Annotated in this window: 14 protein-coding genes; 9 read left to right on the top strand and 5 right to left on the bottom strand. The window is 55.2% G+C overall.

Annotation, left to right across the window (positions count from 1 at the left end; genetic code table 11):
- Positions 1-49 precede the first annotated feature (49 nt).
- From BBD41_RS12015 to BBD41_RS11990, 6 genes are all read left to right on the top strand, one after another.
- Positions 50-1,546 (top strand): glycoside hydrolase family 32 protein, encoded by a 1,497-nt coding sequence (locus BBD41_RS12015; protein WP_099477731.1) that lies wholly within the window; start codon positions 50-52, stop codon positions 1,544-1,546.
- Positions 1,543-2,964: a sucrose-specific PTS transporter subunit IIBC gene (locus tag BBD41_RS12010; protein ID WP_077570067.1), complete on the top strand. Its 1,422-nt coding sequence runs from the start codon at positions 1,543-1,545 to the stop codon at positions 2,962-2,964. Before BBD41_RS12015 ends, BBD41_RS12010 begins: the two co-directional genes overlap by 4 nt.
- 141 nt (positions 2,965-3,105) lie before the next feature.
- A complete protein-coding gene (locus tag BBD41_RS12005) occupies positions 3,106-3,648 on the top strand; it encodes an RNA polymerase sigma factor (RefSeq protein ID WP_099477730.1) in 543 nt (180 codons plus the stop codon).
- On the top strand, positions 3,638-4,459 hold the full coding sequence (locus tag BBD41_RS12000; RefSeq protein ID WP_099477729.1) for a hypothetical protein: 822 nt from the start codon (positions 3,638-3,640) through the stop codon (positions 4,457-4,459). Before BBD41_RS12005 ends, BBD41_RS12000 begins: the two co-directional genes overlap by 11 nt.
- Before the next feature lie 4 nt (positions 4,460-4,463).
- Positions 4,464-5,168, top strand: a complete 705-nt coding sequence (locus tag BBD41_RS11995; RefSeq protein ID WP_099477728.1) for a hypothetical protein — start codon at positions 4,464-4,466, stop codon at positions 5,166-5,168.
- A 401-nt stretch (positions 5,169-5,569) separates the two neighbouring features.
- Positions 5,570-6,787, top strand: coding sequence for an asparaginase (locus BBD41_RS11990; RefSeq protein WP_206098300.1), 1,218 nt, complete (start codon positions 5,570-5,572; stop codon positions 6,785-6,787).
- Between the two features lie 212 nt (positions 6,788-6,999).
- Here BBD41_RS11990 and BBD41_RS11985 read toward each other — a convergent pair whose 3' ends face one another.
- Entirely contained in the window at positions 7,000-9,006 is a 2,007-nt protein-coding gene (locus BBD41_RS11985) for a S9 family peptidase (protein ID WP_099477727.1), read from the bottom strand.
- Positions 9,007-9,419: 413 nt separating this feature from the next.
- Here BBD41_RS11985 and BBD41_RS11980 point away from each other — a divergent pair, with 413 nt between their 5' ends.
- Together BBD41_RS11980 and BBD41_RS11975 are read left to right on the top strand one after the other, a co-directional pair.
- A complete protein-coding gene (locus BBD41_RS11980) occupies positions 9,420-10,004 on the top strand; it encodes a nitroreductase family protein (RefSeq protein ID WP_099477726.1) in 585 nt (194 codons plus the stop codon).
- A 113-nt stretch (positions 10,005-10,117) separates the two neighbouring features.
- Positions 10,118-10,489 (top strand): hypothetical protein, encoded by a 372-nt coding sequence (locus tag BBD41_RS11975; RefSeq protein ID WP_077570055.1) that lies wholly within the window; start codon positions 10,118-10,120, stop codon positions 10,487-10,489.
- Positions 10,490-10,602: 113 nt separating this feature from the next.
- Here the strand turns inward: BBD41_RS11975 and BBD41_RS11970 are convergent, their stop codons facing one another.
- Positions 10,603-10,794: a hypothetical protein gene (locus BBD41_RS11970; protein ID WP_099477725.1), complete on the bottom strand. Its 192-nt coding sequence runs from the start codon at positions 10,792-10,794 to the stop codon at positions 10,603-10,605.
- Between the two features lie 190 nt (positions 10,795-10,984).
- Between BBD41_RS11970 and BBD41_RS11965 the strand changes: the two genes are divergently transcribed.
- Positions 10,985-11,815, top strand: coding sequence for an aldo/keto reductase (locus BBD41_RS11965; protein ID WP_099477724.1), 831 nt, complete (start codon positions 10,985-10,987; stop codon positions 11,813-11,815).
- An 82-nt stretch (positions 11,816-11,897) separates the two neighbouring features.
- Here the strand turns inward: BBD41_RS11965 and BBD41_RS11960 are convergent, their stop codons facing one another.
- From BBD41_RS11960 to BBD41_RS11950, 3 genes are all read right to left on the bottom strand, one after another.
- Positions 11,898-12,473 carry a PadR family transcriptional regulator gene (locus tag BBD41_RS11960; protein ID WP_099477723.1) on the bottom strand — a complete coding sequence of 192 codons (576 nt, stop codon included), beginning with the start codon at positions 12,471-12,473 and terminating at the stop codon, positions 11,898-11,900.
- A 13-nt stretch (positions 12,474-12,486) separates the two neighbouring features.
- Positions 12,487-13,992, bottom strand: a complete 1,506-nt coding sequence (locus tag BBD41_RS11955; RefSeq protein WP_077570047.1) for an MDR family MFS transporter — start codon at positions 13,990-13,992, stop codon at positions 12,487-12,489.
- A gap of 279 nt (positions 13,993-14,271) precedes the next feature.
- Positions 14,272-14,679, bottom strand: coding sequence for a VOC family protein (locus BBD41_RS11950; protein ID WP_077570045.1), 408 nt, complete (start codon positions 14,677-14,679; stop codon positions 14,272-14,274).
- Positions 14,680-14,736: the final 57 nt, after the last annotated feature.

Raw genomic sequence — 14,736 nt, 5'->3', positions numbered from 1 at the left:
AATGTCGCTGTTGTGATGTTGTTAAGAACAGACCAGTAAGGAGAAGGATATGAACAGAGAACAGAAATACCGCCGCCTGGAACAGGCTTCTCCCGAAGAAATGTCCGCCTTGAGGAAGAAGGTGGAGGATAGCGGCTGGAGGCAGACGTATCACATTCAGCCGATCACCGGCCTTTTGAACGATCCGAACGGGTTTGCTTATTTTGCAGGAGAGTATCACCTGTTCTATCAGTGGTTTCCGCTCGGAACTTACCACGGGCTCAAATATTGGTACCACACGGCATCGAAGGATCTGGTCTTTTGGCGCAATGCCGGAATCGCGATCGAGCCGCAGGATCCCCATGATTGGTATGGAGCCTACTCGGGGAGCGGCATCGTGAAGGACGATAAGCTGCACCTGATGTACACGGGAAATACCAGGGATCGGGACTGGAACAGACGCTCCTTCCAGTGCATGGCCGTCATGGATGCAGCGGGAGCTGTCACCAAGCTTCCGGAGCCTCTCATCGATCATGTGCCTGAAGGTTATACCGAGCATTTTCGCGATCCGAAGGTGTGGAAGGATCCCGATCTGTACCGCTGCGTCATCGGCGCCCAGAGGGAGGACGCCACCGGGACCGCCGTCATGTATGAGTCTCCGGATTTGCTCGATTGGCGCTTCGCCGGGGAGATCAAGACCGGGCTGAAGCATTTTGGCTACATGTGGGAATGCCCCGATTATTTTGAGATGGATGGCCAGGGAGTTCTTCTCTTCTGCCCCCAAGGGATAGAGCCTGATGGGGATCGCTTCCGGAATGTTTACCAATCCGGTTACCTGGTCGGCAAGCCGCTGAACCGGGAGACGCTGGATTTTGAACACGGCGCCTTTCATGAGCTGGACAGAGGCTTTGATTTCTATGCGCCGCAGACGATGGAGGATGATCAGGGGCGCCGGATCTTGGTCGCCTGGATGGGGCAGGCGGAGATCGGCTACCCGACGGATTCGCACGGCTGGGCGCACTGTCTGACGCTGCCGAGGACACTGGAGCTTCGGGACGGCAAGCTGGTGCAGCAGCCTGTGCGGGAGCTGGAGAAGCTGAGAAGAGAGCGCCGCGAGGTACAGGACACTTTAACGAATGAGAAAAAGTCATATGCAGGTGTGAGCGGAACCGCATTCGAGCTGATCTGCGAGTTTGCCGATGTGAACGCCGAATCCGTAGGCATCGAATTTCGGGCCGGTGAAACGGAGCGTACCGTCATTCATTATGACTTCGAGCGGCAAATCCTGACGCTTGATCGCTCGGAGGCCGGCGAGAGGATCGACAGCAAGTACGGCTCGACCCGGTCATGCAGAGTGCAGACGAAGTCCCTCAAGCTCCATTTGTTTGTGGACACTTCCTCGGTGGAGTGCTTTATCAATGACGGGGAAGAAGTGTTTACTAGTCGTATTTTTCCACACCCGGACAGCACGGGCATTCGGTTTTTCGCCAATAACGGCAGTGCCGGCTTGAAGGTAGCCAAATGGGATTTGGCGCATGCCGTAAATGATATGGAAGGGAATGAATGAGCATGGCAGCTAATAACCGCGAGATTGCTAAGCAGGTCGTTGAAGCCATCGGCGGCAGGGAGAACATCGCTTCCTTTGCCCATTGCGCCACCCGGCTTCGCATTATGGTTCATGATCAGCAGAAGATCGACCAGAAGAAGGTCGAGAATATCGACAAGGTGAAAGGTGCGTTTTTCAACTCCGGCCAGTATCAGATCATCTTCGGCACCGGTACCGTCAACCAAATCTTTGAAGAAGTTGAGAACCTTGGTTTGGAGAGCACAAGCAAAGAAGAGCTGAAATCCGAAGCGAAAAAATCGGGCAATGCGCTTCAGCGCGCGATCCGCACATTTGGCGACGTATTCGTTCCGATCATCCCGGTATTGGTCGCTACGGGACTGTTCATGGGGCTGCGGGGCCTCTTGACCCAAGAGACGGTGCTTGCCTGGTTCGGGATGGCGCCGGACGATATTTCGGCTAATTTCCTGATGTTCACCCAGGTGCTGACCGATACGGCGTTTGCGTTTTTGCCTGCCCTTGTCGCCTGGTCGACCTTCAGAGTATTCGGCGGAAGCCCGGTGCTCGGTATCGTGCTGGGATTGATGCTCGTCAACCCGGCTCTGCCTAATGCTTACAGTGTGGCTAACGGGTCCGAGGAAGCCCTTATTATGTTTGGTTTTATCCCGGTAGTCGGTTATCAGGGGTCGGTGCTGCCGGCATTCTTCATGGGGCTGCTCGGAGCGAAGTTCGAGCGTTTCCTGCGAAAGCGCATTCCTGAAGCGATCGATCTGATCGTAACGCCATTCGTCACGCTGCTGGTGATGATCGTTCTGGGCCTGTTTGCGATCGGCCCGATCTTCCACTCGCTTGAAGACGTCATCCTGAGCGCGGTCACGTATCTGCTGGATCTTCCATTTGGCATCGCCGGACTGTTGATCGGCTTCTTCAATCAGATCATCGTCGTGACGGGGGTTCATCACATCTTTAACTTCCTGGAAATCCAGCTGCTGGAGCAGACGGGAAGCAATCCGTTCAACGCGATCGTTACCAGCGCGATGGCGGCTCAAGGCGCAGCCTGCCTTGCCGTCGGCATGAAGACGAAGAACAAGAAGCTGAAGGCACTTTCCCTGCCATCTTCGTTCTCGGCATTTCTCGGCATTTCGGAGCCGGCCATATTCGGGGTGAACCTGCGATATGTGAAGCCTTTTATCATGGGTCTGATCGGCGGGGGCATCGGAGGCTTCATGGCTTCGATCTTTCACTTGAAGGCAACCGGCATGGCGATTACGGTTATTCCGGGTACGCTCCTGTATCTGAACAGCCAGCTGCCGCTCTACATTTTGTGCAACCTGACGGCGATGGCGATTACCTTCGTGCTGACCTGGATGTTCGGCTTTAACGATAAAATGCTGGACGACTTGAAGACGGAAGCGAAATAACAAACACGAAAAGGGTACTGTGACTGCACTGCAGCATGGTATCCTTTTTTTGTCATGAGAAAAAATAATAAATCGAAAACTTTTCGCAGCCATGCCGGGGTATCTTAAGTGATTGGCCAATTGGAAAGGAGGCAGGCGCGGTTGGTACACGACCTGATACAACGATTACAACAGGAATATAGTGACGAGCTGTTTGAACAGCTATACCGGCTGTATGCGGATCGGGCGATCCGAACGGCAACGGCGATTACCGGCAGCGCGGCGAGCGCCGCGGATGTCGTCCAGGAGACCTTTATCCGGGTATACCGCAATTTGGGGACGTATGATCTGAGCAGACCGTTCGACCCTTGGTTTCACCGGATTCTTTATAACGAATGCAACCGTTACTTGAAGAAGCATGCGAAGATGGTGCCTTCGGAAATTTCCGAGGAGAAGGATCTGCCGGCTGAGACGGACACCTACGAGTTTGACAGGCACGGCGAAGTTTATGAGATGGTACAGCGGCTGGATGACGAGCACCGGATTCCCATCGTGCTGAAATACTTGAATGATCTGGCGGAGAAGGATATCGCGGACATGATGGAGCTGAACGTCAATACGGTGAAATCAAGGTTGTTCAAGGCGCGGAAGAAGCTGAAGGAATGGATGCTGCAGAGACAAGGAGGGAGTCAGCATGGGACGTGAGCCATGGGAGAAACAGTTGAAGGACGGCCTGGAAAAAGGGACGGAGGACGCGATGAAGCAGCAGGATGAGATATGGGCGTCGATTAGGGAGCGGATTCACAGCGAGCGCGCATCGCAGTCTTCGGAGCCGGCCGCGGTGCCGTTCGCCCCGCGGAAGACGAAGGCGCGCCGCCCGGGTAGAAAGACGGCCGGCTGGATGGTCGGAACGGCTGCAGCGGCGGTCATTGTGCTGGCCTTGAGCGTCCAAACACCGCCGGTGCAGGCATTTATCGACCAGGTGAAGGAGTGGTTCGCTCCCCAGAAGACGGTGGAGCAGGAGCTGGAAGGCTCGCCGGAGACGAGCGTGGATTCCCTGCATGAGAGCGCCGATTACGTCATCTATATTGACGAAAGCCGGTTCAAAATGATTCAGGGCGAAGGCGTGGACCGGATTGAGCCCGTCCATAAGCCGGAGGATGACCGCTATCCGGAAGTGTACATGGAGATTTCGCAGGACCAGGAAGCGCCAAAGGCGGTATCCGAACGGCTGGAAGCCGAGCTGTCGGATCAGCCGAAGGTAGAGGCGGAAGCCATTCAGGAGCCGGTTAACGGCTTCGAAGTCCGGGCGGTCGGCGGGACGGGCGGCAAGGAATGGAATGATCCGATCGTGCGCTACTATATTTTCGATAACGGACAGGGCGGAAGCTTTGTGGTGAAGCAGCAGTATTTCCTTGAAGCGGCTGAAGGCTACGGGGCGCGTTTCCACAATATGATGAAGGAGTTCCACATTACGACGAATGCCGGTGAAAAACAGGCGGGAGAAGGAGAATAAAGAGATGAGAAATATCAGCTTGGTGCTGGCTGCCGCGTTGGCAGTGTTGGTATTGGGAGGCTGCAGCGGCGGCGCTCCCGAGCAGGTGAAGGAGACGGCAGGTGCAGAGGACACCGCCGGAACCCAAGGCTTGGAGCTGTCGATGCCGTCTGCTGAAGAGACAGAGAAAGCTGGCGAGGAGCAAGCCGAGCCGGCAAGGGATGAGGCGAAGGAAACCGGGCTGGCAGCAGAAGGAACGGGAAAGGGAGAGGAGCCGGCCGCGGAAGGACCAGAGCCGGGAGACTCGTCAGCCTCGGCCGGGAGCTCCCCGGATCGGAATGATAAGGCGAAGGCAGCAGGCGGCGATGGCGGATCGCAGGCTCCGGTTGAGAGCGCTCCCGACGCTTCGTTAAAGGATTTTCCGTTCGTCGGCAAGACGATGGACGACATCCGGGCGCGGCTCGGGGAGCCCAAGACGACGGGCAAAGCCGGCGGCACCGCAACATGGCAGTACGACTTCGCCAAGGAGGGCTACCAGTACCCGGAGAAGGCCGTATCGGTCGATGTCCAAGGCTTGTCGAACGGCAGCATGAAGGAACAGCTCTTTGTGACATTCGGGGAGGATAGGACCGTGCAGTCTGCCTCGCTGTACTACATGACGGACGGGGAGATTATGGAGTATCGGGTAACGGAAGACGGTGCCGTTGAGGAGCCTGCCGGTAGAGATTGAGATTGATCTAAACGGGACAATGGGCGGCGGGGGTTAAGGTGAATAAGATACGGGGCCAACAGAACGAGTGATGTACAATGTACAGAATTTGAAAATTCAAACAAGCATATAAAAACGGCTCGCCTAGTGGCGAGCTTTTTTATGCTGTGAAAATAACATACGTCATTAATGTTATATATAGTGACATGCAAGGTGAACTTATGCAGTCGTAAACATGGTGTTCACAAATCGAAAATTAAAGATAAAAGCCGATTAAAGGGTGATAAACAATGATTTAATTAGATGTAATCGCTTAATTGAAGGAATTTATTATTTGTGATATTAACTAACATAAAATAGAATGAACTCAATAAATACATAGTATTGAGTTAGAGAATATGACATCAGAGGAGCGTGCGATCATGAAGTCCAGAACCAATCACCCTATAGCCGTCTGGAGCACGGCAGCTTTAACCGCACTAGTCATTTCGTTAACCCCGGTCGGCAGCTATGCGGCATATGCCCAGACGGTAACGGAGGTCAAAGGGACGGTTAGTACGCCTGCACCCGCATCGACAGCTGCGGCGCCGGGACGGAATACGACGGTTCCGCCGTTGTCCGAGGCTTCTAAACAGTCGACGCGTCCGAATGTGCTCGTCATTGGAACAGGCGGCACGATTGCCGGGCAGTCGACGGATGCGACCAGCTTCCAGTCCTACAGAGCAGGAACGTTGGCGATTGAGGATATGGTCGGCGAGCTGCCGAACAAGGATAAAGTTGCCGATGTGACGGCGCTCCAGTTCGGCAACTCCGGCTCCAGCGCCTATACGATGGAAGACTTATACGACCTGTCGCTGACGGTGGACAAAGCGCTTGAGACGTATGACAGCGTGGTGGTAACCACCGGGACGGACACGATGGAGGAAATCGCGTATTTCCTTGATCTGACCGTGCAGAGCGACAAGCCGGTCGTCATTACAGGGGCGATGAGGCCGTGGACGGTGATCGGTTCCGATGCCCAGGCCAACCTGTACAATGCCATCAAGCTGGCGGGCAGCGGGCGCACCGCCTCGTTCGGGACGGTGCTGATGCTCAACGACACGATACATCTGGCCCGCGGCGTCACGAAAACCAACGACTATCGTACGGACACGTTCGAGACGCCGATGCTCGGGGCCGTCGGTTACATTGATGAGGAGAATATCCGCATTTACCGCGCACCGCTTCGGGCAACGAAGGCGGATGGCGAGGGCAAGCCGGTGTTCGATCTGAGCAAAATTTCGAAAGTCGATCTCGCTAAGGTGGAGATCGCGGTTTCTTACCAGCAAGCTGGGGGAGGCGCGATTAAGGGCTTTGTCGCCGACGGCACGAAAGGCATCGTCACGGCGGGCACCGGAGCCGGCGGCATCTCCCGTGAGATGAGCGCCGCACGAAAGGAGGCGATTGAGAAAGGCGTTGTTTTCGTAACGACCACCCGCACCGGTTCGGGAAGCGTCTACGGCGGGGGAGAAGGCATTATTTCGGGCGACAATTTAAGCCCGCAGCAAGCGCGGATCCTGCTGCTGCTCTCCCTGTCCTTTACCGACGATTTCAATACGATCAAGGGCTGGTTCGAAACGTACGGTACGCCTGAAGTGTAAACGCGTTGTTGTCTGTTGGCTCGGTCATCCTACTGAACTTATGAAGTTCCTTCCACCATTTTATACACTTGCCGCCAGGGATGCCCTGGCGGACTTTTTTTGTTTGAACACAAAAAAACGCCCCTGAAATGTTCATTAGCAAGCGATGCATTCCAATGAACATTGCAAGGGGCATTGTGAAGTTAGGGGCGAAGCAGCCGATGATATCGATCTTAACGCTCGATATGCTCCTCAAACCAGCGAACGATATGGCTCAAGCGTCTTACCCGCAGATGCGGATGGCCGCTCCGGGACAGATTATGGTCTGCGCCAGGGAAACGGATGAGCTGCGTCTTTCTGCCGAGCTTCTTCAAGGCGATAAACAGCTGCTCGCCCTGCTCGATCGGACAGCGAAGGTCCTGCTCCCCATGCAGAATCAAGAGCGGGGTATTCACGTTCTTCACGTAGGCGAGCGGGGAATGCTTCCACAGCTTCTCCAGATCGTCCCACGGGTTGCCCCAGATCTGGTCATGCGTGAATGTATACCCGATATCGCTGACGCCGTAGAAGGAGATCCAGTTCGAGATCGAGCGCTGCGTGACCGCTGCCTGGAACCGGTCGGTATGGCCGACGATCCAGTTGGTCATGAAGCCGCCGTAGCTGCCGCCGGTTACGCCAAGGCGGGAGCCGTCCACGTAATCATAGGTATCCAGGACATAATCCACGGCTTCCATGAGGTCCTGGTAGTCGCGGCCGCCATAATCTCCCCGGACGGTGTTAACGTGAACCTGCCCGTAACCATGTCCGCCGCGCGGATTAGTGTAGAATACCGCATAACCGGCAGCCGCCAGCAGCTGGAATTCATGCATGAACGTGTGCGCGTACATTGCCTGCGGTCCGCCATGAATTTCAAGCACCGCCGGAACCTTCGAGCCTTCCTGGAAATCAACCGGCTTCATGATCCAGCCTTGGATCGACCAGCCGTCGGAGGTGCGGAACGTGAATGCCTCCGGCTTGCTGAGGTCAAGCTCATCCCACAGCTCCTTGTTGCACTCCGTAAGCCGCTTCTCCCTGCCGTTGTCTGACGAGTAGAGGAACAAATCGCCGGGCTGCAGGGAATCGGCTGCGGCGAATACGATGTTCTCCTCCGGAGTCAGGGCGAATTGATAAACCTCGCGTTCCCCGGATACGACCAGCTCGTAGGAGGAGCCGTCCAGTGCAAAGCGGCCGATGTGCACGCCGCCGTCCTGGCTGAGCTGGAGATATACCGATTGGCCGTCTCTGCTGAACAGCGGCGGCGTGCCCGCCCCGGTACGCATATCGCTGACAGCGGCATGGCCAAGCTGGACATCCATGTCCGGGAAGAGCATACGGGATTCTCCACCCGCTAACGGAACCAGATGAATCTTGGAGAGGGTGGCGAATCCGCAGGACAGATCGCTGGCGAGCAGGAGAACGTGACGGCCGTCCGGCGTGAAAGCGATCGTTCCGATGGATAGCGATCCATCCGTAATTTGGCGGGCGTTGGAGCCGGACGCCTCGGTTACGAACACATCGTTCGTCAGACGGAAGTCCGGATCGGGATCGTCTTCGGAAGCGGTGCTGGCACTATAAGCGATACGTGTGCCGTCCGGCGACCAGGCAAAGGACTGCACATCGAACTCGCCATCCGTCAGCTGCTTGGTTTCTCCGGCCGCAAGATCCGCGACGTGCAGATGAGACCGGCGTCCGTTCCACAACCCCGCGCCATCGGCTTTATATCGGATGCGGTTGTAGATTTTCTCTTCCGGCAGCTTATCCTTCCCGCCTTGCTCCTGCGCTTCTTCATCTCCGCTCTCTTGCGCGGCATCCGCCACTTCACTTCGCACAAGCAGCATCTTGCTGTCCGGCGACCACTTAAAGGCGCTGACGCCATATTTCAAATCGGTAACAGGGCGAGCTTCGCCGCCGCTTGCCGGCATCGTCCATACTTGAGGCTTGTGGTCCTTCTTGCGCAGGAAAGCCAGCTGTTGACCGTCCGGCGACCAAGCCGGGGCGCCATCCGCTTCGCCCGCGGTGAACGGAATATCCTGATCCGCCCCGGCCGGGAACAGCCGGATGTGGGAGCGGTAGCCGTCCTTTTTCTCATTAACGGTCTTATGTACATAAGCAATAGCGCCGCTGGCAGGTGATACGACCGGGTCGTTCACCCAGCTCATCCGGTACAGATCCTCAGGGGTCATCCGTCTCTTTGCAGTCATAAATCATCCTCCAATTCTAGTATATATTAATGCTCATTATCCCAGATAATGGCATGGATTACTAGATGAAAATCGAGAGAATTAGCCTGGTATTTTTCATCTAAAACCGAAGATATCAGGAATATATGACAAAAATGAAGTGGATGCTGATTCCTGCTAAAGATGAATTCACCCTATTAATTATCAGACGGTCAATTTACCCTCGTTATACCTGCGCATTCCGGCCCTGACCCGGATGCGTCTCGGGAGCGTCCCGGGCAATTCGTGAGCCTCTTCTCTTTTTGGTATAATTGAGATAGACTCTCAATTAGGCATTGGTGAAAGCCGGATTCTGAAAGAGAAATGAATCTGCTGGCTTATGCGAAGGCATAGGAAGGCCTAATATCGATAATATGCTTAGGAGGATGCAGGATATGAACGTAAGTGAAGCGATCCGCACGCGCCGCAGTATCGGCAAAGTAAAGCCTGATGCCGTGCCGCAGGAGCTGTTGGAGCGAATTATTGAAGCGGGTACCTGGGCGCCGAACCATAAATTGACGGAGCCTTGGCGATTTTTTGTGATGCAGGGGGAGGGCCGGGATGTACTCGGTAACGCTCTCGGCGACATTCAAGCTGCAGGTGCAGGAGACACCAGCGAAGAAGGGATTGCCGCCGCCCGTGAGTCGGGACGCGCGAAGGCATACCGTGCCCCGGTCGTGATCGGGGTAGCTGTCGAGCCCTCCACGGATCCTAAAGTGATTGAGATTGAGGAGTACGGCGCGGTATTCGCCGCCATCCAGAACATGCTCCTCGAGATCCATGGCCTTGGACTCGGTGCTGTATGGAGAACAGGAGAGCCATGCTTCCACGCCCTTATGAATGAGGCGTTCGGATTGGGCTCGAATGGCAAGATGCTCGGCTTCCTGTATATCGGATATCAGGATATGGAGCCGAAGCAAGGCAAGCGCCAGCCGGCAGCCGATAAAACCGTGTGGCTGAACGGTTCTCAGGACGCGTAGTTTCTCTACCGCCCCCGGACAAAATCCGGTATAATTATCCCTGACTTTGTTGAAGTCCACGGTTCATCCCGCCCCTTGGCGGCGATGGACACGGGCTAGGGGAGTGTAATGGAATGAAGCTTCGTTTTATGGAATGGGATCTGGGCGGCAAAATCATTTTTATCGCCACCTGCCTCGCGCTGGCCTCTTTCTTCTTCAACTGGCTGGATATCGGAATCGCTGCGGAGAACGGGTTTCTTCAGGGCGGGGTGTTTTTTATCGTGTGTTATATCTATCCGTTCGTGAAGGTGGTACGCGGCAAGCGGATGAACAAGATTATCGCATACGGCTTTGCGCTGCTGGCCGTGGTGTTCACCATCATGTACGTGTCGTCCAAGACGATCGAATTCTTCGGGGAAACGATTCGGGGCGCAGCGGCAGGTCCGTATCTGTTCATGGCTGCTTGCGGTCTGCTGACCTTCGGCATTTTCAAGCGTAAATATTGACTGACGGTTCGGACCGCTTGTTAACCCAAAAGCGGGGGCTGGTCTTTGGGGCACTGTTTCTATTTGCCTTGAGATCAGCCCTTTTCGCGTTTTAGCTCCAAGACCTACCCGCGTTAGATATTCCTGAGAAGCACGAAGCAGCTGATGGAAGCGGCGTAGATGATTAATGACACAACGGCGTACTTTTTCGCGCGGGAATTCATGGAAAAGGCGGATGCAATCCCGTTGTTCCAAATGTTGCCTATAAAAAGAATCGCGGCTACCGCAAGTGCGGCGAGCGCAATGACCAGCGTTACTTTCTCCATCCGGCAATCCTCCTGTGTTGTAAGCTTGCCTCCATTGTACATGTCCAAGTTTAAATCCCGTTTAAAGCAAGTTTAGAAATCGCTATGGACGGCGGGTAACGACTAACGTTGAGCGGGATACTTGGAATTTGATATACTGGAGAAAGCGGCGTTAACCGCATGACATTACATAATCAGGAGGGATTTCAGAATGGCCAATCAAGTTTTTACCGATGGACCTACTTTGAATGACGGCGTCAAGATGCCTTGGCTGGGCCTCGGCGTATGGAAGACCAAAGAAGGCGAAGAGGTTATTCAGTCCGTAAAATCCGCCATTGCCGCGGGATACCGCATGATCGATACAGCTGCGATCTACGGCAATGAAGAGGGTGTAGGGCAAGCCATTCGCGAATCCGGAGTTTCTCGGGACGAGCTGTTCATTACAACCAAGGTGTGGAACGACGATCAGGGCTACGAGAAGACGCTGCAGGCTTTTGAAACGAGCCGTAAGAAGCTGGGTCTGGAAGTCGTGGATTTGTACCTGGTTCACTGGCCGGGTAGAGATAAGTATCTGGAGACATGGAAGGCACTTATTCACCTGCAAAAAGAGGGGCTTGTCCGCTCGATCGGTGTGAGCAACTTCCAAATCCGCCATCTGGAGCATATTATCGAGGAAACGGGCGTCGTTCCGGTCGTGAATCAGGTCGAGCTGCATCCGCTGCTCTCCCAGAAGGAGCTGCTTGCCTATGCGCGCGAGAACAACATCGTGCTCGAAGCCTGGAGCCCGCTGATGCAGGGCAATCTGGATCATCCGGTACTGGCGCAGATCGCCGAGAAATACGGCAAGACGACGGCACAGGTCATTCTGCGCTGGGATATTCAGAACGGCGTGATCGTCATTCCGAAGTCAATCAAAGAGCATCGTATCCGCGAGAATGCGAACATCTTCGATTTCGAGCTGTCCGCCGAGGATATGGCAGCTATCGACGGCTTGAACGAGAACAAGCGCTTTGGATCCAATCCGGACGAGTTCCTGTTCTAAATCTGACAATACACAAAAAGAGCGAGGCGCCCCTACAGGCGGCCTCGCTCTTTTTCATTTTCAACATCCGTTCAATGTCCGATCAGCGTTCATCCTCATCGAGCGGCAGCGGATCTCCCTTAATGCCGAGCCGTCCATCGATCACATCCGCATATAGTCGCTTCAGCCAGTTGAGATCGGTCTTCGCATGCTCATACATTCCGACCATCAGATGCTGCGTGCTTCGGGGAACGAAGCCGCGGTGCTCCACATACAATTGATACGCCTGATTGACGCGGTGCTCGGCATCGCGAATCCGGGTCTGAAGGATCGGGCCGAGGGCTTCGGGATCCGCATGTCGGGAGAAGGGCAGCGCGATATAGAGCGGATGGTGCACCGGCTCGATATCCCTGAACTTCTTCAGCAGCAGCAGCTCAAAATGCTTGCGGCCGGCATCCGTGATCCGGTAAATGGTTTTGTCGGGCCGGTTGTCGCTCTGAATCGTTTCTACCGCTTCGATATAGCCCTCCTCGGCCAGCCGGTCCACGGCATAATATAGGGAGCCCAATTGGAGTTTGGTGTATTGGTCCATGCCGCGGTCCTTCATGATGCTGCGAATTTCGTACGGGTGGTAGTCGCCCTCCAGCAGCAGCCCGAGAATCGCCAGCTTCATCGACATAGGCTATGCCCTCTTACGCATTGTTGGTCTGCTTGCCGGGAACGATAACCCGCTCTTTGCCCATCATGAGCACGAAGACAAGAGCAAGTACAGCCGGCACCAGGGCCCACATAAAGGTACGTGCAACGGAATCCGCCAGCGAGCCGATAATCTGCTCCCGCACCTGAGGAGGCATTTGGCTCATCACCTCAGGCGACAGGATGGCATCGGCGCTGAGGTCGGCGCCCGCAGGGGCGTTTCCGCCCAAATCGGCGAGGCGGTTATTCAGGCCGTTGCGCTGTATGATGCCGAATATCGTAATTCCGACCGTCATCCCGAAGGAGCGGAGGAAGGAGTTCGTTGACGTGGCGGCGCCCCGCTTCCGTGCGTCAAAGTTATGGATGGAGGCCATACTGAGCACGGAGAAGGAGAATCCGACGCCAAAGCCTGTCAGCACCATATAGACCGTCAGCAAATAACGCGGGGTTTCCGAACTGATGGTGCTGAGGCAGAAGATTCCTGCAATAAAGCATACCGCGGACAGAATCATAATGTTCCGGAATGCGGCACGGGTTGTCAGCATGCCGCCCAGCTGGCTCCCGACTACGCTGCCGAGCATCATCGGCATCAGGATCAGCCCGGAATTGGTGGCGCTGCCGCCGTATACGCCGCTGACGAAGATCGGGATGTAAATGGTCGCCACGATAAAGGTGGCGCCATAGAACAGGGCGACGAGATTGCTTGAAGCGAACAGGCGCTTGCGGAACATCTGGAACGAGATAATCGGCTCGGCTGCGCGGGTCTCCGCAAACAGAAACACGATGAACAGGACGAGGAAGCCTGCGAACAGTCCCAGAATTTGCGGGGAGTCCCAAGGATAGGTCTGGCCGCCGAGCTCCAGGCCGAACATAAGGCAGATGATGGCGCCGACAAGCGTAGCCGCTCCCGTCCAGTCAATCTTCTGTTTGGTGTGCGAAGGGGATTCCTTGTATGCCGTCATAATGAAGATGAAGGCTACGATCCCGATCGGAACGTTGACATAGAAAATCCATTCCCAGCCAATGCTGTCGGTGATGAAGGCACCAAGAAGAGGCCCCATGATGCTCGAGGTCCCGAAGACGGCGCCGAGCAGGCCCGTCATTTTTCCCCGTTTCTCCGGCGGGAACAGGTCGAACACGATCGTAAAGGCGATCGGCATGAGGGCGCCGCCCCCAATGCCCTGAATGGCCCGGTAAATAATGAGCTGGGTCATGCTTCCGGCCATTCCGCATAAGGCGGATCCGATAAGGAAGACGACAAGCCCGAAGATGAAAAACCGCTTGCGTCCATACATGTCGGACAGCTTGCCGAAGATCGGCGTACCGGCCATGACGGCAACCATATACACCGAGGTTACCCACACCACTTGATCGAAGCCTTGCAGATCGCGAATGATGGTGGATAACGCCGTGGCGACAATCGTATTATCGATTGCGGCCATGAAGATCCCGAGCAGCAGCCCGGCCACAACGAGCTTGATGTTGCTTTGCTGTGCATTCATGATATGTATGCTCCTTTTTTCATATGCAAATCGATTCATATTATTCAAATTTGAATAATACGGTGGTTCTATTGTAGCCGGATTAACAGAAGTTGGCAAGAGGTTAGGAGAGAGGGGAACAGCCCGGTTTTTGCGGAGAAAAAAAGAGCTGCTCAGCAGGGAGCGCGCCCCGCGGAACAGCCCTGGCCGAGCCGATGCTTCCGGATGTTTAGGCCAACCGCTAGGACGGTACGTCTCTAAGCCGGCTCAAGGAATGAGTGCCCTTCTGTAAAAAATCCATTAGCAGTTCATCTGAGGCGATTTCGGATCCAGCTGCATGAATTCGATCCGGTTCCCGTCAGGGTCCTTGGCCCAGCACTGCCAGTTGTGATCCTTGCCCTGCACAGGCTCCACGTCGAGGGGGACGCCATGCTTGCGGAGATGCCCGGCGATCTCATGGATATCGCGGACCTCCAGGCAGAGATGCGAGAAGCCGATCGGCTGCTGCACGTGCTCCGGCTTGTTCCGGCCGCCGTAAAACAATTCGATGAATTGTCCGTCCCTGACCTTAATGTACTCAATCCATGGCCGGCCCTGATCGTCCGGAATATCGAACGCGCGGGTGAATCCGAGAATGCCGCAGTAGAAGTGCAGGGATTTCTCCATGTCGGCCACATCGAAAGCCAAATGGGCAATGCCTTGAATCATGCGCCTATTCCTCCTTAGGGATCCAGGGAGCATTTCAAGAGTAACGGCTTGCATGCG

This window comes from Paenibacillus ihbetae (genome assembly GCF_002741055.1).
Taxonomy (GTDB): domain Bacteria; phylum Bacillota; class Bacilli; order Paenibacillales; family Paenibacillaceae; genus Paenibacillus_AQ; species Paenibacillus_AQ ihbetae.
This window is presented reverse-complemented; position numbering and strand designations above follow the sequence as displayed.